The following is a 17,907-nucleotide window of genomic DNA, read 5'->3' as shown; positions in this document are numbered from 1 at the left end:
TGAACTTGCCGAAAACCTGGATGTTTGCATGAGTAGCCTGCTTAAACAATTTGAAGAGTCCTCCTCATTGTACGGAGGCAACGCCCATTTCATCGAGTACTTGTACGAACAGTACTTGAGCAATCCGGAATCCATCAGCCCAAGCTGGCGACAGCGCTTCGACCACATTCGCAGTGGCGCCACCGAAGACACGCCGCACAGCGTGATTGTGGAACGCTTCGAAAAATTGGCGATTGCAGAACCAGGCAGACTGGCCAGAATGCAGGGTTTTACCGAGCAAAGCGTCAAGAAGCAATCGGCGGTAGCCCGTTTGATCAATCATTACCGGGTCAAAGGCCATCAGATAGCCTCTAACAACCCGCTTGGCCAATCGCAAAGCATCCCCGCAGACTTGGAACCTATATATTATGGTCTGACGGATGCGGACATGAGCACCCTGTTCGATACCGGCGGCCTGTGCGGCGTTGATCGCTTGCCTCTAAAAGCGATTATTCAAACGCTTAACGAAATTTACTGCGGCAGCATCGGCAGCGAATACATGCACATCGTCGATGACGAGAAGAAGCGTTGGATCAAGGATAAACTGGAAGGCGCAAAACCGGATTTCAGTAGCCATCCGGAAAAGCGCCAATGGCTTTTAAAGTTGTTGATTGCGGCCGAAGGCCTGGAGCGCTTCCTGCACCGCAAATATGTCGGCCAAAAACGCTTTTCGCTGGAAGGTGGCGAGTCTTTGATTCCGATACTGGACGAATTAATCCAGCGCGCCGGCGAACACAAAGGCAAGGAAATCGTCATCGGCATGGCCCATCGTGGTCGTTTGAACGTACTCATTAATATATTGGGCAAAAGCCCGGCGGTATTGTTCGGCGAATTCGAGGGCACTCACACGTCCTCGCCCGGCGTATTGACCGGCGACGTCAAATACCACCAAGGCTTTTCGTCCAATATCGCCACACCGGGTGGCCCGATTCATTTGACGCTGGCCTTCAACCCCTCGCATTTGGAAATCATCAATCCGGTGGTGGAAGGTTCAGTAAAAGCCCGCCAAGATCGCCATGGCCCGGATGGTTTTGACGCAATTTTGCCGATATTAATTCACGGCGACGCCGCGTTTGCCGGCCAGGGTATTGTGATGGAAACCTTGAATATGTCGGAAACGCGCGCTTTCTCCACCGGCGGCACCGTGCATATCGTCATCAACAATCAAATTGGTTTTACCACCAGCAACCCGTTCGACGCGCGTTCCACGCTGTATTGCACCGACGTTGCCAACATGATTCAAGCACCGGTATTTCACGTCAACGGTGACGACCCGGAAGCGGTGATTTTCGTTACGCAACTGGCGCTGGATTACCGGAACACCTTTCATAAAGATGTGGTGATCGACTTGATTTGCTATCGCCGCCACGGCCACAACGAAGCGGACGAACCGGCCGCTACCCAGCCGATGATGTACAAATCCATCCGCGATCACCAGACCCCACCGCAAATCTACGCGCAGAAATTAATCGCGGAAGGCGTGGTCACGGAAGACATGGTGCAAAAAATGGAGCAGGATTACCAACAACTGCTCAACGAAGGCCAACCGGTATCGCGGCCAATAATCGAAAACAACGTTTATTCATACTCGGCGCGCTGGGTGCCGTATCAAAACAAACATTGGGACACGCCCGCCGACACCTCGATAACTCTCGATCATCTCCAGTTCTGCAACCAACGCCTGCAAAGCTTACCGGAAGGTTTTGAATTACATCCTAGAGTCGCCAAGGTAATGGAAGACCGTAATAAAATGGCGGCCGGCGAAATCCCTATGGATTGGGGCTTTGCGGAAAACCTGGCTTATGCAACGCTGCTACTGGAAAAATACAATATGCGCTTGACCGGCCAGGACATCGGCCGCGGTACTTTCTCGCATCGCCATGCTATTTTGCTGAATCAGGCCAACGGTGAAAACTACATCCCGCTGAAACATTTGAGCGAAAACCAGGGCCGCGCCCAAATCTTTAACTCCCTGCTCTCGGAAGCCGGCGTCTTGGGTTTCGAATACGGCTACAGTTCCACCGAACCGAATAAATTGGTGATCTGGGAAGCGCAATTCGGTGATTTCGCCAACGGCGCGCAAGTGGTCATCGACCAATTCATTTCCTCCGGTGAAACCAAATGGGGCAAACTCAGCGGCTTGGTGATGCTGCTGCCGCACGGTTTTGAAGGCCAAGGCCCCGAACATTCCTCGGCTCGCCTGGAGCGCTATTTACAGTTGTGTGCCGACCACAATATCCAAGTCTGCGTACCCACCACCCCGGCGCAAATTTTTCATTTGCTGCGCCGGCAAATGTTGCGCCAATATCGTAAGCCGCTGATCGTCATGAGCCCGAAAAGCTTGCTACGACACAAGCTGGCGGTATCGACACTCAGCGATTTAACCGACGGCGAATTTTTGAACGTGATAGGCGAACAAGACGATATCGATCCCTACCACGTCACGCGCATAGTCTTATGCGCCGGCAAAGTCTATTTCGATTTGTTGGAGGCCCGCCGCCTGGATCAGGAGCAACTGCGCCATGTCGCGATTATTCGTATCGAGCAGCTCTACCCGTTTCCGAACGAACAATTCAAACGCGAAATCGACAAATATCCCAATGTCGAACATATTGTCTGGTGTCAGGAAGAGCCTAAAAACCAAGGCGCCTGGTACCAAAGCAAGCACCATTTTTTCGATTTGCTAGACAAGAATATCCCGATCAGTTATGCCGGCCGGGTCGCGTCGGCTTCTCCGGCGGTCGGCAATTACAAAACCCATCTCAATGAACAACGCGCCGTGGTAAACGCCGCGCTCTATGGCAGCAACGAAGGAAATACACATGAGCTTTGAAATACTGGTCCCCAGCCTTCCCGAATCCGTATCCGATGCCACCTTAGTCGCATGGCACAAACAGGCGGGCGAATGGGTAAACGAAGGCGACAATCTGGCTGATCTCGAAACCGACAAAGTCATCCTGGAAGTACCGGCCCCCAAATCCGGAACTCTGCTGGAACTGGTGGTACAAGACGGCGAAACCGTGGTCGGCGGCCAACTACTCGCCAAACTCGACGCCCAGCAAGCCAAACCGGCCCAGGTAACCGAAAAAACCGAAGAAGCCGTGCTTAGCCCTTCCGTTCGCAAACTGGTTGCCGAAAAGGATCTTGATCCGCAAGCCATCGCCGGCTCCGGCAAACATGGCAGGATTCTGAAAACCGACGTCTTGGATTTCTTAAACACGCAAGCGAAAGACGCGCCACCTGCTCCTACTCCCGCGCCGGCAGCGGAAACCCACTCGCCGTTGTCCGCCACAGCTGTCGCCAGCTTGAGACCGGAGCAGCGGGTGCCGATGACCCGCTTACGTGCCAAAGTGGCCGAACGCTTGCTGCAAGCCCAGCAAAACGCGGCGATGCTGACCACCTTCAACGAAGTCAATCTCAGTGCCGTCATCGATCTGCGCAATCACTACAAAGATCGTTTCGAAACCAAACACAGCATCAAGCTGGGCTTCATGTCGTTCTTCGTCAAGGCATCGATTGAAGGCTTAAAACGCTTCCCGGCCATTAACGCTTCCATTGACGGCAGCGACATCATTTACCACGGCTACTACGACATCGGCATCGCCGTGACTACACCGCGCGGCCTAATCGTGCCGATTTTGCGCGATGCTGACCAACTGGATTTCGCCGGCATCGAAAAAGGCATACACGATTTCGGCAATAAAGCCCGCAACGGCTCGATCAGCGTCGAAGACCTCAGCGGCGGCACCTTTACCATCACCAACGGCGGCATCTTCGGCTCCATGTTGTCCACGCCCATTCTGAATCCGCCGCAATGTGCAATTTTGGGTATGCACGCCATCAAGGACCGGCCGGTGGTGGAAAACGGAGAAATCGTGATTCGGCCTATCATGTACTTAGCCTTGTCCTACGACCATCGCTTGATAGACGGCAAGGAAGCGGTGCAATTTTTGGGTATCATCAAAGAGTGTCTGGAAGCGCCGGCACATTTATTACTAAATATCTAAGATACTGATCTATCACTCCCGCGCGAGCGGGAGTCCAACCTCCAGCCAACATCAATTTCATGCGCTACACCATTATTCCGGTCACCGCCTATCAACAAAACTGCACCTTACTGGTCTGCGAACAAACCAATAAAGCCGCTCTGGTCGACCCTGGCGGCGACCTTGATGTATTGCTGAAGGAAGTCAAAAAGCGAGGCGTGGAGCTGGAATCGATTCTGGTCACCCACGGCCATCTCGACCATGTTGGCGGCGTGGCGGAGTTGGCGGAAAAACTCTCGTTGCCGATCATCGGCCCGCAAATTGAAGATAACTTCTGGATCGAGGCCTTGGCGCAGCAATGCCGGATGTTCGGTTTTCCTGAATCGGTGAGTTTTACCCCACAGCGTTGGCTGAACGACGGCGATACGGTTAAGGTGGGTAATGAAGTGTTACTGGTAATTCATTGCCCCGGACACACACCTGGCCATGTGGTGTATTTCAGCGAGGACGAGCGCCTGGCGCTGGTCGGCGATGTACTATTCAAGGGCTCGATCGGTCGCACCGACTTTCCAAAAGGCGACCATCAAACTTTAATCAACTCGATTGAATTAAAACTCTGGCCCTTAGGAGAGGACGTGAAATTCATCCCCGGTCACGGCCCTATGTCTACTTTTGGCGCGGAAATGCGCAGCAATCCCTTTGTTGGAGCCTACCGCTAACCGAAAAAAACCAGCCCAAGGACAGGTTAAAACGGAGGAACTAGCATTCTGGATAAATAGCTGCCAGCGGATTTTATTGACAATGGTGGATGGGTAGGGGCGATAGCCGAAACCCATCGCATCAGTTTGAGGACACTTGATGGGTTTCGCTTCGCTCTACCCATCCTAAACATTGCAATGCCTCAACCCTGTTTTAGCGGTACGCCATCCAAGCCACTCGGCCGGGGCCCTGGTACCAAATCGCTCAAAACCGCCTTGTCCAAAGTCTGTAAAAACTGCTCGACAGCGCCGCCTAACAATCCTATCAGCCCGCACCCTTTCTCCAGCGCACAACTACCCTGCTTTTTGGGATTAAAACATTCTGCCATCTGAAAGTGCCCCTCCACTTCCCTTACCACATTGCCGACACTGATCTCCCGCGCCGGCCGCGACAAACAAATGCCGCCCCCTTTGCCGCGTACCGTCAGCACAAAACCTTTTACGCCCAGTTTGTGTACCACCTTGACCAAGTGGTTTCTGGAGATGCCGAAAAAATCGGCTAATTCAGTAATTGTTACCCGTTTTTCAGTGTTGATAGCCAGATAAATCAGTACGCGCAGCGCGTAATCGGTATGTGCAGTCAATTGCATGTCGGTGAATTTGGTAAAAGCCGTATTTGAAATAAATGTTAATGACGCTTACACTTGCCCGAAAGTTGCATTTTAAACGCATGTTATAAAACTGTCCGGCGGTAAAATTTAATGTTGATCGAACCCGTTGCCCTATCCGATTTTTTCCTGAGCTTTTTCAGTGCGGCGTTGATCATCTTGCTGGCTACCGTGTATGCGGCGTTGTATGCCTGGTCCAAGATCAGCGGCCGCCGCAAATTCGAGCTCGCCGCCTGGTTAATCTACGCTGCTTTGTTGATTTGCGTCGGGGTGTTCAGCTACGTCAATCATTTTAACGATTATTGGCTGCTGCTGTCCTTGTTAATGGTACTCGGCTACGGCTGGATGCCGCGTTTTATCTGGAAGTTGTGCGCCGCGACGCACGATGCAGATACTCACCACTCTCATCAATCTGGAGATCATCATGACTGAGCAAAGTCCGCCCCGCTGGGCGTCGGAAACATTCTGGAAAAAAACCGCGATCTGGGTGACCGGCGGATCTTTTGTACTGCTGGTTATTTTAAGCTTCGATTCGATGAAACAAATCAGTGCCGGCGGCCCGCGCGTACCCGCCTACAGCGTGATAAACAAAGACATCAGCTATCGTTTCGACAAAGCCAAGCAGCGCTACCAACCCACCATAGGCGAGGACGCGCCGTTGTTCGGCAAAACTTTGAGCGAAGAAGAAGCAGAAAAACTGATCGATCACGGCAAAAAAACCGTACAAGCCAAGAACTGCATGAATTGCCACACCCTGCTCGGCAACGGCGCCTACTACGCGCCGGACTTGACCAAAGCCTGGCTGGACCAAGGCTGGGGGGCTAAAGAATCGCGCGAACAAATGATGGTGAATTTCCTGCTCGATCCGGAAAAAAATGCCCGCACCTACGGCTCCAACCGCAAGATGCCCAATCTGGACATCACACCACCCGAAGCGGAAGCCATCGTTGCTTTCCTGAAATGGATGTCGTCTATCGACACCAATGGCTTTCCGCATAATTTCATCGCGCTGGGCGAAGAGGAACAATAAATGACCTTACAAGCTTATCAAGAAAAAGCGGCGAACTGCTGGGCCGGTTGCAAGCAACGCCATACCGAGCTCATGACCAACCCCCATCTGAGCGGCGGCCAAAAACTGGCGGTACATTACTTTACCGTGGCGATGGTGTTGTTTATGGCGCAATTGCTGTTCGGCCTGTTGGCCGGTCTGCAATTCATCTTCCCCAGCTTTCTCTATGAAATCCTGGATTTCAACGTCAACCGCATGGTGCACATCAACGCCATGGTGGTATGGATGCTGTACGGTTTCCTCGGCTCGGTGTACTGGTTTCTGGAAGATGAAAGCGGCGTCGAAATCGTCGGCCTGAAATGGGGACAATTGGCGTTCTGGGTATTGACCGGCGCCGTCACCGTCGTGGTCTTGGTGTACTTGCTGATTCAAATCGGCAGCGGTACCGATACCTCACTGTGGTTGATCAACGAAGGCCGCGAATACATCGAAGCACCGCGCTGGGCCGACATCGGTATCGTCGTCGTAGTATTAACCTTCTTCTATAACGTCGCCGCCACTTTTGCCAAGGGCAAATGGTCGGGCATCGCCGGCGTGTTGACTTTGGACCTGGTCGCGCTGGCCGGTTTGTATCTGGCCGGCATGTTTTACGTCACCAATATTTCCGTCGACCAATACTGGTGGTGGTGGGTGATTCACTTGTGGGTGGAAGCCACCTGGGAAGTATTGGTCGGTTGCATCATGGCCTGGAGCTTGATGAAGTTGCTGGGCGTGCGCCGCAAAGTCGTACAAACCTGGCTGTATATCGAAGTGGCCTTGATGTTCGGTTCCGGCATCTTGGGCCTGGGCCATCACTACTTCTGGATAGGCACACCGGAATACTGGTTTACCATCGGCGGCTTCTTTTCGGCGCTAGAACCGATTCCGCTGGTAGCGATGGTAGTGCATTCCATCTACGACGCCGGTGCACATCGTTTCAAAAACAGCAACCACCCTGCCCTGGCCTGGATCATCGCCCATGCCTTCGGCAATTTTCTCGGTGCCGGCGTTTGGGGTTTCATGCACACCTTGCCGCAGATCAATCTATACACTCACGGCACACAATGGTCGGCTTCACATGGCCATTTAGCGTTCTTCGGGGCTTATGCCACCATCAACATTGCCTTCTTCTACCTAGCGGCGCAGCAAGCGCGTGGTAAGGTCTGGATGGGTGGCGAGCTTGCCAATGGCTGGCGCTGGAAAACCGCCTCGATACTGTTAAACCTGGGCGTGATGGGCATGACGGTGGCTTTATTGATCGCCGGCTACGAACAATCGTTTATCGAACGCGCGGTGGAAGGCTCCACTTGGGCCGGCTATTTTGCCGCACAAAATCATCCCTGGTTCATGCAAGCAATGGTCTGGCGCATGGTATTTGGCTTGATGACGGCGGCGGGCGGCGGTTTGTTGTTCTGGGATTTATTGGAAATCGGCAAGGGTGAGCAACGGCCCGCGGCAGTGATTGACAGCGAAGCAGTAGCCCAATAAATCAACGGTGTGCTTACCGCTTGGGCATCCACCGATTTTTCAAACGCTTAAGGCGAATACGCTGGCGTATTCGCCTTGTAAAGGTTTTATCTCAAACCGGAGAACATTGCGAACAAGCGGTTGGCTTAGCAAATCTCTCACTGGCCTTCTTCGCCGCACTGACCACGTTGCTGATTGAACCCAGATAATAAATCGCCTCTTTAGCCGGCAGCAAAGAGCAGCTGGATTTATGAATCAGGTGGTCACCATTTTCCTGCGCGCTTATCTCAATAAAAAACTCTGCCATTGTTTGTTCCTCTTGATATAGGTTTTATAAATACAGATCGAACCGCGTGAATGATCGAACCTCTGTAGGCCATCGAACATTCGGCCTGAGCGATGTTATGAAAACGACATGAATAACCGCTAATTCAGGCCATTTTGCGGCTCAGCTAACTGACAGCAAGAAATAAACCAGAACCACCGGTAGATTAGCCCTGCTCATTCCCCGTTAAGCGACACCTTGTTTGGGCATTTGTTAATCAGAGGTTCCTTAACGGTAAATTTCTTTTCGGCGGCCGATTTCGACAATCAAAATCAGCAATTCACCATCCAAGATGCGACAGAGCAAACGGTAGTCGCCAACCCGGTAACGCCATAGACTCGACAGATTACCTTGCAAGGCTTTGCCGGTGCTGCGCGGGTTATCCGAATTCCGCCAACTGATCGATGAATTGCTCGATTCTTTGCTTGGCGGGTTTGTCCAAGCCTCGCAAGTATTTGGCCGCTTTGCCGTCGATCTTAATCTTTCAGGTCATAAAGCCCGGCTTTTACGTCGTCCCAATCCAATAACGCGCTTTCCCCGCTTTCGATACCGGCCAATACGGCTTCTGCTTGTTGGGCGTCGTGTCGGTTTTCCAGGTAGCCGCGAACGATGGCCGCTATAAGCTGGCCGGCGTTTTGGCCGTGCTTTTGGGCAATGCTGAGTATTTCTTGCTCTTCGGTAGTATTGATGGCGTCTATGGTAATCATGCTGGCACCATTGGAATGGATGGGTATAGGGTTGGATTATAGCGTTTTCAATAACAGTCCCAAACCAAGTCTAGCTCTTCGCCATCTTCGGAAAACAAGTCGTATTCGCCTTGGCCTTGGCCTTGTTTGACGACGAATCGCGCCGGTGGTTCATAGGTGTTGGCCATTGCTCGCAAAGCGTCGGGCAACGGCGGCTCATTGATGTCGATCAATATGCCGCCATCGCCTAAATCCCCTTCGCAAAAATCGCCGGCTTTGGGTTTATTTGCTCGGTCATCGATTTACCTCATAGTCTGGTCGTCCAAGCCGCAACTATCAGCCCGACGATTACGAACAACACCACGCCGATCCAGAACCCGATATTGGCACCCCAGAACACCAGCCCGCCGAAACGGTATCACCTCGGCGCCGGCCTTTAGGCCGTCCAGATAGTCCGCCCAAGCCTGCATCATCCGCCGGCGTTCATCCAGGTACTGAGCGCGATTGTAGGCCGCTCTGACAGCATCCTTGGGCATGTGGCACAGTTGCCGCTGTATGGCATCCGGCGACCAGCCTTGCTCATTCAGCAGCGTTGACGCCGTGGCTCTAAAGCCGTGGGCGCTCATCACGTCGCTTTCGTATCCCAAGGTTTTCAGCGCCCTCCGGATGGTGCCATCCGACATGGACCGGCAATCGCCCCGGCTGGACGGAAACACACCGGTGAGCGGCTGGATAGATGCCAGCAAGACGCAGCTGGGCGACCTCTTTAGGCTCGGTTACTGCGGCATTGTGTTTGACTTTTTGCGCGGGTATTTGTTTGGCTACCGGCTGGGCGGGATCATAATCGGTAAAACCGTGGGCAATGGCGTAGGAAAAAGCGGCGCTGATCTCGCTGTTGATCCTATGGGCCGTCTCCAGCTGGTTTTTGCCACTCAGCGGCTTGATGATGCCGAATATATCCGGCGATTTGATTTCAGCAATAGGTTTGCCGCCGATGACAGGGAAAACATACAGCTCAAAACGTCTGATTTTCTTTTGCTGGGTGATTGCTTGAACCGTGTGGTCTGTCCTGGCCGGCCATTCGCGGCAGACATGCTCACAGCTGTTGACGATAGGTATGCCGGCCTCAATGCGTTTTTGGTTATCTGCGGCCTGCTGCCTTTCGATTTTGGCCTGCTTTCTGGTCTCGCTGGGATCGATGCCGTTGGCGATTTGACTCCTAGCCTCTTCGGCTTTGCGTCGGGCCTGTTCAAGCGATACTTCGGGATAGACTCCAAAGCTTAACCGGTTTTGTTTGCGATCGAAGCGATAGATGAAGCGCCACAGTTTAGAGCCGTTGGTTTTGACCAGCAGCGTAAGCCCGCCACCATCGTTGACGGTGTGGTCTTTGTCTTTTGGCTTTGCCGCCCTGTAGGTCTTGTCGGTGTTGAGTTTTTCAACCATAAAGTGACACGATTTGGTGTCACTTTAACCCGTGTCACTAAATTAGCCTGATGTCCCGGCATTTCATGAGATGTCTTTGGACAATAAAAAACCCGCTAAGCCTTACGGCTAGCGGGTTTTTAAATTTCTTTGGACTACCTAAGATAGGTAGGTGGCACGAGGGTCGGAATCGAAAAATTCATAAGTATTTGTTTTATTTACCATAAGATTTTAAAAGGCTGAGTAAGGACACAACCAAGGACACAATTACAAAACCTGCCGGCCAATTACAGGCATTCTACCTACTATTTTCGCGGATGGTGGCAAGTCATTTGATAGGCAACTTGCCACTATCCGCCAATCATTTTTTGGCAGATTGGCTAATAACATGGGCTACAGCCCACCAGCATAATTCAACAGGCAAACCGCAAAAAATTGAATTGAATATTAAATTATTTAATATCAATTACATACATAAAACACCGGCTTTTTATGGCTAGTATTTCAGTTATGAAAATGGCAAAAAGAGGAAATTGATTTCCATCTGCGAATTTTCGAATTCACGCTAATTTTCGTCACATTGACCACCTAAACACCTGATTTTAGGTGGTTTTCTATCACCCCATTGCACAACAATAGTGCAAAAACCATTTGCAGCGTGTGATTTTTGCACCAAAATCGCGCGGGTGAGGATGAGTGAAAGCCATATCCCCCCTTGAATAATAAGGTCTACAGGTTACCAATTTGCATCAATTATTCAAAAACAATAACTGAACCATTTTGGTTCAAAAAATTAATACATTGCACCAATTTGCAGCAATATTATCGCTGACTTATAGCCCGTAAACCCTGGGTATTTCACCTAAATTCAGGTGTTTGTAAGGCATAAAAAAGCCGGCGCTGTGGCCGGCTTCTACAAAGGCTTTTACTGCTGATGTAGGCTAAATCATAGAGACTCTGACTCCTGAATTGGCTTTATCCTGGACAGGTCGATCAATATCGGCAACATGGATAATGTCCATGAACCGCGTGAACCCTATGCCAAGATCATCGACTACATAACCCGGCTTTGATAAAGCGTGAGACACAATGTCGCCTATGCCGCACAGTTCGACCGCCCGCTTGGCGTTGTCGGCACCTCGGGCACTCCAAACAATAATTTGTTTACCGTCTGCAAATTGTCGCCGGGCCCAGGCGACTAACTGATGATTGATTCGATCATCAACCAGCAAGGTGCCGTCCACGTCGATGTAAACGACATTTGGTTTTTGGTAGTCAATGTAATCACGCTGCATGGGATAAGCCTCGATGTTGAATGTTGATAGTTTTTTCTGATAACGGATTTAACATAACAGCGTCCTTCAAATGGTCCGGCGCCAGGTGCGCATAGCGCATCGTCATACCGATATCGGCGTGACCAAGTATCTTTTGCAGGCTCAGGATGTTCCCGCCGTTCATGACAAAGTGACTGGCGAAGGAATGGCGCAAAATATGGGACTTTTGCCCGCGAGGAAAATCCAGCTCGCTGCGCTTGGCTGCCCGCCTGAATGAACCCAAACAGTTGGTGAACAACCTATCGTCCGGATTTTTGTAGCCGGCGAACTGGTCAAGAGCATGGAAGAACGCCGGATCAAGCGGCACGGTTCTAGTTTTCCTGGACTTGGTGAATTCGAAAGTAATCCGGCCGTTGTGTACCTGCTTACGCTTTAACTTCTCGGCCTCACCCCATCGGGCTCCAGTTCGCAAACAGATTTGCGTAACCCACCAAGTGCTCAGATTTGTGGAATACATCTTGATCGACTCCAGCAACTCATCGATCTGCGACCGGCTGAAATAACTGAGTTGCCGTTCCTGGATCTTGAAAAACTCCACCTCGCAAATCGGCGACTGATACGTAATCACCTTCAATTTTTTTAAGCGGTTGAAGACGGCGGCTAGATAACCGTGCCGATTATTAAAGGTTTTCAAGCACACAGCGCCTTCGTTTTGCGTGACATGAAAGCGGTACATCACAAATTGCTCAGCCGTAATCTGGCTAGCTATCGGATTTTTTAAATCGACGGCCATCTGCAACAAAACCCGGCGCCGGCGCTCAGCATCGGCCAAGTTTATGCCGTGGTATATGTACCACGCCTCAATCAACTCTTTCAGGCTGCGTTCATCCATCGCCTGTTCATAGTTGGTGCGATACTTAGCAAGATAATCGCGCTCGAACAGTTCGGCGGCCTCCCTTGTTTCAAAGCCGCTGCGCCGCGTGCGCGGTATGCCTTTACGGTCTACCTGCACGCGCCAGGTGCCGTCTTGATCTTGTTTAACCGTCATAGCTCAACCTTGGCAATTAAAAATAGCCCGTGTTGCCGGCTAACGGCGAATGCCGGCCGGAAGCGATGGCGGTCAAATGCGTCTGTTTATACTCGCTTAGTTGGACCAATAACCGATTCACGTCGCTATCGTCGCCCGGCAACTTCATTAAAAAATCTTGCATGTCGTTCAGCAATTGGTTCAACTGGGCGTTGTCCCTGGCATGGTTACCGGCGACGAGCCTCATTGTTTTGTGTTCTCTATCCATTCTGTAGTCCTCCAGGTTCCCGGTAAGTGGGTGAAAAAAGCAAGCCGAACGGCGCCGGCTTGCCGAGGCTGGCTCTAATGGGGCGCTGTCTCGATCACGCCGATGACGTGCGCCGTGGCGTGGTGTAGGTCGGGCATCTCGTAACCGTTCGGCCCCACGCCGAAAGCCCGTTGATACAACAGCTCGCATAGCAAGTGCGAGGTTTCCCGTTTAAAGAAATCCTTTTCTTCAAGGGTATAGCCTTGGCTTCTACCCTCCCTGGCGATCAACGCCATCACCAGATTCTTGAACGAGTCGTTCGCCGTTTCGATCAGTTGGTCGACAGACTGATTCACCATGCCGACAGCGATTTGCGCTTGAGCGTAATTCATCGTGTTATGCAGGCCGGACAGTTCTAGATCCAGTCGCCGTATCTCCCGATTAGCCTGGTCGATTTGACTTTGCAGGGCCGGCAACTTCGCTTCCAATTCCACCGCCGTTTGCCGCTGTGCCTCGTACTGTTCTTCTGTTAAGGTTGGCTGGCGTAACCGCGAAGGGCTTTCCAACGCTAAATCCTCGATCCGCAACTGTTCGCCAATCTCACCGATCGTTTGCTGATACTCGGCGATTTGCCGTTGAGCACCGACAACCGCCTGGCGTTTCTCTATCAGTCTTCCGTTCAATGAGTCGATGTCGGTTTTTGCCTGGCGATAAGTCGCGATGTGTTCTTCGTTTAACATGTTATTCTCCAAAATATTGAATGCTTGATGGCGCTACACGGCATGCACCGCGTAGCGCTTCGCTGGGTTAAACCAAATGGTCGTATCGACGGGCGCCGGACGTCAGATTGAGCACATTTTCCAATATGTCCGTTGCTTCCTTGTAAAGCTCAATGTGTTCGACATTGCCATGGATGTCGCTAAACATGAAAAGCGTTCCTTTCACGTCGTCAATTTCCTTCTGAATGGTGTCGACTTCCTCGGATGACATAGAACGGCCTAATTTGATTTTTCTCGATATGTCCACAACCTTTTGGAAGGTTTCTTTAAGATACTGCTTTTGATGTGCACTTAGTTGGTTCATGTTGGTGTCCTTGTAATCAGTGTTAATTAAGGCCGGCTAAATGTCCGGCCTAGTTTTCCTCAAGCCCAGCCCAAACGCTAAATAGCCAGATTGCCGTTAAAGCTATCCGGAAAACTTTCGGTCACTGCATCAAACGGCTTCGCACCAATATGCGTGCGCATTGTGCTGTTCAGTTGCCAAATTAAGACGCCCTGCAACCGCAACGAGTTGCCGCCACTTTTAGCCTGGTATCCCAACCGGTCCGGATTTTTGCGGTAATACCCCTCAAGGTTCACTTCATCCACAATTGATTCCAGGTTATCCACGACAAACTGACGGATCGTATTGGTTATTTTGGGTTTCGGGTAAACAATCAGATGCGCCGTCATGAATTCCGCATCAAAACCTTGTGCCCTCAACTGGGTCAGCGGGGTATTTATAGGCCATGGTGTAATTGACATTTTTCTTTCTCCAAAAAGATTATTAATAATCCGGTTGCGACCGGAACAGCTCCTCAAGCCCAGTTAAAACAATCAAAAGCCCGGATTGAATTTCACGCCCAAAAGCTCGTCAGGAATGTCGTCGCGAAAGTCGGTAGGCAACCCGCCCAATGCTATACGGATAGGGCTGTCAACGTACCAGCCCCAAAACAACACGCCTAACGAGATACGCGAGTCATGCGCATCTAGTTCTTGATAACCCAGCGGGTCTTTGCTCTTGGTGTAGTACGCCTCTTGATATAATTCGTTTGCAATCGATTCAGTGTTGGCAGTGATGAAATCCCGAATCGAATTAGTAACCTTGGGTCTCGGAAACACCATTAAGAGGCAGCGTTTAAATTTCACGTCAATCCCTTGCGCCCGCAACTGGGTCAAAGGCGAATTCACGGGTAATACGGTTAAAGCCATGTTCGTTCTCCAAAAAGATCATTAAGAAACCGGTTTACAGCCGGAACTGCTCCTCAAGCCTGGCCTTGCATTCGGTGTTTCCGCTATTGCCTCCGTGTGGGTGTTAGTCATACGCTCGCCGCTTTAAAACCGGCAAAGCTTTCGCCATTCATGTACTCGGGTATCTCATTGGCCGTCGTGTCTTCTGGATTGCCGGCCTCGGTGCGCTGCGGCGCCGGCAAATCCCAAAGGAACACGTTGTCGATGCCTTTCATGTTGGCTTCGGCGATAAGTTGGCCGGAAATGGCCGACAAATTCGCCGTTACGAATTGGGCCAGCGATTTAGTCATTTTGTGCCTCGGCCAAACGCGCACGCGCTGTTGATGTAATTCGGCATCGAAGCCTTTCCGCCGAAGCTCGGCTAATGGGTTAAACGTTGTCATATCTATAATCCTCGTTGATGGTTAATCAGCGACCACTACACAGCGGTCGATGTCTCCTCAAGCCCTGGCCAGCAACGCGGTTTTTTTATAAATTCAATTTTTTAATTTTTCCTCAAAACTATTTATTAGCCGTCATACCCAGCACACCCAGCACAGCCCAGCAACGGCGCGGGTTTAACCTAGCATTCAGCCCAGCACAAACCCAGCACAAACCCAGCACTAAACCCGACACAAACCCAGCACTGAAAAAAAAGCGCCTCATTTTTTTCCAGCCTTTAGCCAACTTGATTCCGGATTTTCCCAATCCTTGCGAAGCCGGATCCCGCGAATGAATCGACCGGAAGCAGCGCGGCGTTGTGCGGCCTCAAATCCAAGCGTTTGGACCGTATCGATAACCAAATTCTTGAAACGTGTAGACGAAACGTCGCGCTTACCGTTACGAATAGACCATTGCAAATAGCTCGGATAAAGTTGAGTTTTTGCGTTTTGGAATTCAACCTCTGAGCCCGGCTCGTTTATTTTTCGACCGTCGCCTATTTGCGTTTCCGCGTCCTTATCCGGCATACAGCATTCAACCAACCAACCGGCAACCGAATTGCTTTCGGTCATTGCTTCAAAGTTGGCCTGTTTGGTTCGTGCTGGTGGGTTCCGGATAATGCGGGAAATGTCGTCCTGAGACAGTTCAAGCAACCAATTCACCAAGCCAGGTAATTCAGCATGCAACACGGCCACTTCACCGCCTCGCGCTTGCCAATCAAGCTTTTGCTCCTCGGTAACGCGCCGCTTAAGATGAACCGTGATTCGCCGGCGCTCTAGGCCTGACGAGTTGTCAGAGTTCTGCACATGTTCGTTGCTGATCAGAATGAACAGACCTTTGAATACAAAGCTCCCGGTCGATTGTTGGTGCTTAACTTCGTAGCGCAGCGGATCGCCACCAGTCGCCGCCTTGAAGTTTTGCAGGCTGCCGCCGTTACGCTCGGAATCGGCAATGATGGCCAGCATTTTTGAAAACAGCCTGGCCAGCTCAAACTTATCGGTTTCCAACGCATTGAATGAAGTGGACACGGTATTAGCGGCTCCAACTAAAGCACCAATCAAATTCAATAGTGTGGTTTTTCCGGTTCCACCTGGCCCGATTAGGTGCAAGAATTTTTGCAGGTCATAACGGCGGTGCAGTATCGCCGCCATAAAGGCGCGAATCAGTTCAACAGTGTCCAAGTCATCATCAACTGCCCATTTCAGCCAGGCCTTAATGCGTGGGCAATCCGCTCGCCGGTTGTATGCGTATGGCAGACACCACGTTAGTGCGGTTTGGTGTGTAATCCCCGCTAACGCCCGCGTCTCGATGTTCAACAAACCGTTTTCGAACGGCAGAAAGCCTGCCGATTCATTGGGTGCCGACAGCAAATAGCCGCTTTCCAAAATAGAACGAATACCACTCAGGAAAGCAGAGCGAAAGCCGATCCCATGGCAACCCAAATACAGCATTTTTATCAGCACGCGCTGAATCGTCTGTTTGGCGTCTTGCACGTTCCAGAATAAGCCGTTAAAAATGTACCAAACGCCCAATTCAGGATTAAACGCCGCATACCCTTTCAGCGCGACCGCAACTAAAACAGCCGCTTCCGATTCTATCCTGCGCTTCAAGCGGCCATCGCTATCAGCCATGAGAAGCGCACTAGCCTCTAACGCCGGCTCATTACTGCTCGATGTCGGGATGTTTTCCAGAATGGCGGCGATTGGGTTTAATTTTGGCGCGGATGTACGAATAGCTGCCTGCACTCTTCTATCAACCTCGGTTGATATTTTCCAAGCCTTTAAGGCAAGCTTGATGCGCGTGTATGACTGCCTGTCGTCGCGGCTGATTGTAGCCAGAGCGCCAATTATCTCCGGAGTGTCCCAAGCCGCTTTATCCTTGTCGAGCGCCTCAGATGTTGCCTTTTGCCCGTCGATCTGGATAAAGGCATCAACAATTGCAAGCGCCTGCTTCAGGCTTTGTTCTGCTTCGCCTTCGGCGGCATTCTCAATCAGTAGCCTGGCCTCTTCATCCCGTTCTAGTGGTTTTGAGCTGATTTCATCAGGTAAGAACTCTTCAGGCCGCAACATGGTTACCACCTGTTTGACGATGATAAACTCTGGTCATTTCCCGGCACTGCACCCAGCGTTCACCGAGCGGACGGGTGGCGTCGTAGCTGAAAGCGGGCGAGTTGGGATCGACAAAGCGCGGCCATACCACAACAAGCTCGGCTTCGGCAGTTAACAGGCATCTGGCTAAGGCAACAACCCGCTTTGAATCGGGACCGGAGCTCCATTCAATGACGCAACTGCAACCATTCACCGGCCAAATGACTTGCTCCGGATTTATGTCGGGTGGTAAGACCATAGCGCAATTTTCGCCGCGGGCGTTCCATCGTTTGGCGCTATTCCAGGCATCTTGCCCCATGCAAACGACTGCCAGGAACGGCAGGTTTAAGAATTTTTGCCGCTCGGCAAGAATGGTTCCATAAGGAGGAAGTTTTCGTTTTCTTTTCATAAGTTTAGGCTTGCGTGTCTATTTAATTAGCCATAAACTGTTCTCGGTGAAAGAAAGAACAGTGCTTTGCTTTAAATAGGCCGGCGGCCTCCTCA

The 17,907-nt window shown here is 51.3% G+C and carries 23 protein-coding genes; 6 read left to right on the top strand and 17 right to left on the bottom strand.

The features are described 5' to 3' along the window. The first annotated feature begins 28 nt into the window (after positions 1–28). The 3 genes from JL719_RS09695 to JL719_RS09685 are packed head-to-tail and all read left to right on the top strand — an operon-like array spanning position 29 to position 4,744. On the top strand, positions 29–2,872 hold the full coding sequence (locus JL719_RS09695; protein WP_033156616.1) for a 2-oxoglutarate dehydrogenase E1 component: 2,844 nt from the start codon (positions 29–31) through the stop codon (positions 2,870–2,872). Beyond that, positions 2,862–4,046, top strand: coding sequence for a 2-oxoglutarate dehydrogenase complex dihydrolipoyllysine-residue succinyltransferase (gene odhB / locus JL719_RS09690; RefSeq protein ID WP_033156617.1), 1,185 nt, complete (start codon positions 2,862–2,864; stop codon positions 4,044–4,046). Before JL719_RS09695 ends, odhB begins: the two co-directional genes overlap by 11 nt. 59 nt (positions 4,047–4,105) lie before the next feature. Further along, on the top strand, positions 4,106–4,744 hold the full coding sequence (locus JL719_RS09685; RefSeq protein WP_033156618.1) for an MBL fold metallo-hydrolase: 639 nt from the start codon (positions 4,106–4,108) through the stop codon (positions 4,742–4,744). A 182-nt stretch (positions 4,745–4,926) separates the two neighbouring features. On the opposite strand, the gene JL719_RS09680 is transcribed toward JL719_RS09685, so the two are convergent. Then, positions 4,927–5,373: an Rrf2 family transcriptional regulator gene (locus JL719_RS09680; protein WP_033156619.1), complete on the bottom strand. Its 447-nt coding sequence runs from the start codon at positions 5,371–5,373 to the stop codon at positions 4,927–4,929. Positions 5,374–5,484: 111 nt separating this feature from the next. On the opposite strand from JL719_RS09680, the gene JL719_RS09675 reads away from it, so the two are divergent. Genes JL719_RS09675 through JL719_RS09665 form a run of 3 tightly spaced genes read left to right on the top strand, consistent with a single transcriptional unit; the run spans position 5,485 to position 7,927 of the window. After that, positions 5,485–5,823, top strand: a complete 339-nt coding sequence (locus tag JL719_RS09675) for a hypothetical protein (RefSeq protein WP_051669963.1) — start codon at positions 5,485–5,487, stop codon at positions 5,821–5,823. After that, a complete protein-coding gene (locus JL719_RS09670; RefSeq protein WP_033156620.1) occupies positions 5,816–6,421 on the top strand; it encodes a c-type cytochrome in 606 nt (201 codons plus the stop codon). The genes JL719_RS09675 and JL719_RS09670 overlap by 8 nt, the downstream gene beginning before the upstream one ends. After that, positions 6,422–7,927, top strand: a complete 1,506-nt coding sequence (locus JL719_RS09665) for a cbb3-type cytochrome c oxidase subunit I (protein ID WP_174843452.1) — start codon at positions 6,422–6,424, stop codon at positions 7,925–7,927. Positions 7,928–8,018: 91 nt separating this feature from the next. On the opposite strand, the gene JL719_RS09660 is transcribed toward JL719_RS09665, so the two are convergent. The 16 genes from JL719_RS09660 to JL719_RS09590 all read right to left on the bottom strand — a co-directional run bounded on the left by JL719_RS09660 (position 8,019) and on the right by JL719_RS09590 (position 17,812). Then, complete coding sequence (locus JL719_RS09660; RefSeq protein ID WP_033156621.1) at positions 8,019–8,213, bottom strand: hypothetical protein; 195 nt, start codon at positions 8,211–8,213, stop codon at positions 8,019–8,021. 246 nt (positions 8,214–8,459) lie between these two features. Continuing rightward, on the bottom strand, positions 8,460–8,588 hold the full coding sequence (locus JL719_RS24355) for a type II toxin-antitoxin system RelE family toxin (protein WP_308441640.1): 129 nt from the start codon (positions 8,586–8,588) through the stop codon (positions 8,460–8,462). Positions 8,589–8,707: 119 nt separating this feature from the next. Then, the gene (locus JL719_RS09650) at positions 8,708–8,938 is read right to left on the bottom strand and encodes a hypothetical protein (RefSeq protein WP_033156622.1); all 231 of its coding nucleotides are present in this window, start codon (positions 8,936–8,938) and stop codon (positions 8,708–8,710) included. 47 nt (positions 8,939–8,985) lie between these two features. Then, positions 8,986–9,150 (bottom strand): hypothetical protein, encoded by a 165-nt coding sequence (locus tag JL719_RS09645; protein WP_165385946.1) that lies wholly within the window; start codon positions 9,148–9,150, stop codon positions 8,986–8,988. A gap of 69 nt (positions 9,151–9,219) precedes the next feature. Then, entirely contained in the window at positions 9,220–9,600 is a 381-nt protein-coding gene (locus JL719_RS24005; protein ID WP_230410264.1) for a tyrosine-type recombinase/integrase, read from the bottom strand. Next, the gene (locus JL719_RS09640; RefSeq protein ID WP_051669967.1) at positions 9,524–10,360 is read right to left on the bottom strand and encodes a tyrosine-type recombinase/integrase; all 837 of its coding nucleotides are present in this window, start codon (positions 10,358–10,360) and stop codon (positions 9,524–9,526) included. Before JL719_RS09640 ends, JL719_RS24005 begins: the two co-directional genes overlap by 77 nt. Before the next feature lie 920 nt (positions 10,361–11,280). Then, positions 11,281–11,634, bottom strand: coding sequence for a hypothetical protein (locus JL719_RS09635; protein ID WP_033156624.1), 354 nt, complete (start codon positions 11,632–11,634; stop codon positions 11,281–11,283). Continuing rightward, a complete protein-coding gene (locus JL719_RS09630) occupies positions 11,624–12,661 on the bottom strand; it encodes a phage integrase (protein ID WP_033156625.1) in 1,038 nt (345 codons plus the stop codon). Before JL719_RS09630 ends, JL719_RS09635 begins: the two co-directional genes overlap by 11 nt. A 16-nt stretch (positions 12,662–12,677) precedes the next feature. Continuing rightward, positions 12,678–12,908 (bottom strand): hypothetical protein, encoded by a 231-nt coding sequence (locus JL719_RS09625; protein ID WP_129871378.1) that lies wholly within the window; start codon positions 12,906–12,908, stop codon positions 12,678–12,680. Between the two features lie 74 nt (positions 12,909–12,982). Continuing rightward, complete coding sequence (locus JL719_RS09620; RefSeq protein ID WP_033156627.1) at positions 12,983–13,627, bottom strand: hypothetical protein; 645 nt, start codon at positions 13,625–13,627, stop codon at positions 12,983–12,985. Positions 13,628–13,694: 67 nt separating this feature from the next. Further along, positions 13,695–13,970: a hypothetical protein gene (locus tag JL719_RS09615; protein ID WP_033156628.1), complete on the bottom strand. Its 276-nt coding sequence runs from the start codon at positions 13,968–13,970 to the stop codon at positions 13,695–13,697. A gap of 77 nt (positions 13,971–14,047) precedes the next feature. Next, entirely contained in the window at positions 14,048–14,410 is a 363-nt protein-coding gene (locus tag JL719_RS09610) for a hypothetical protein (protein WP_033156629.1), read from the bottom strand. 72 nt (positions 14,411–14,482) lie between these two features. Further along, complete coding sequence (locus JL719_RS09605; protein WP_033156630.1) at positions 14,483–14,857, bottom strand: hypothetical protein; 375 nt, start codon at positions 14,855–14,857, stop codon at positions 14,483–14,485. Between the two features lie 107 nt (positions 14,858–14,964). After that, positions 14,965–15,279 (bottom strand): hypothetical protein, encoded by a 315-nt coding sequence (locus JL719_RS09600; RefSeq protein WP_033156631.1) that lies wholly within the window; start codon positions 15,277–15,279, stop codon positions 14,965–14,967. A gap of 258 nt (positions 15,280–15,537) precedes the next feature. Continuing rightward, a complete protein-coding gene (locus JL719_RS09595; protein WP_051669969.1) occupies positions 15,538–17,385 on the bottom strand; it encodes a DNA primase family protein in 1,848 nt (615 codons plus the stop codon). Then, a complete protein-coding gene (locus tag JL719_RS09590) occupies positions 17,372–17,812 on the bottom strand; it encodes a hypothetical protein (RefSeq protein ID WP_174843451.1) in 441 nt (146 codons plus the stop codon). The genes JL719_RS09595 and JL719_RS09590 overlap by 14 nt, the downstream gene beginning before the upstream one ends. Positions 17,813–17,907 lie beyond the last annotated feature (95 nt).

Source organism: Methylomonas sp. LW13, from assembly GCF_016865255.1.
Classification (GTDB): Bacteria; Pseudomonadota; Gammaproteobacteria; order Methylococcales; family Methylomonadaceae; genus Methylomonas.
Note: the sequence above shows the minus strand (reverse complement) of the source record. Positions and strands in the feature narration are given on the sequence as shown.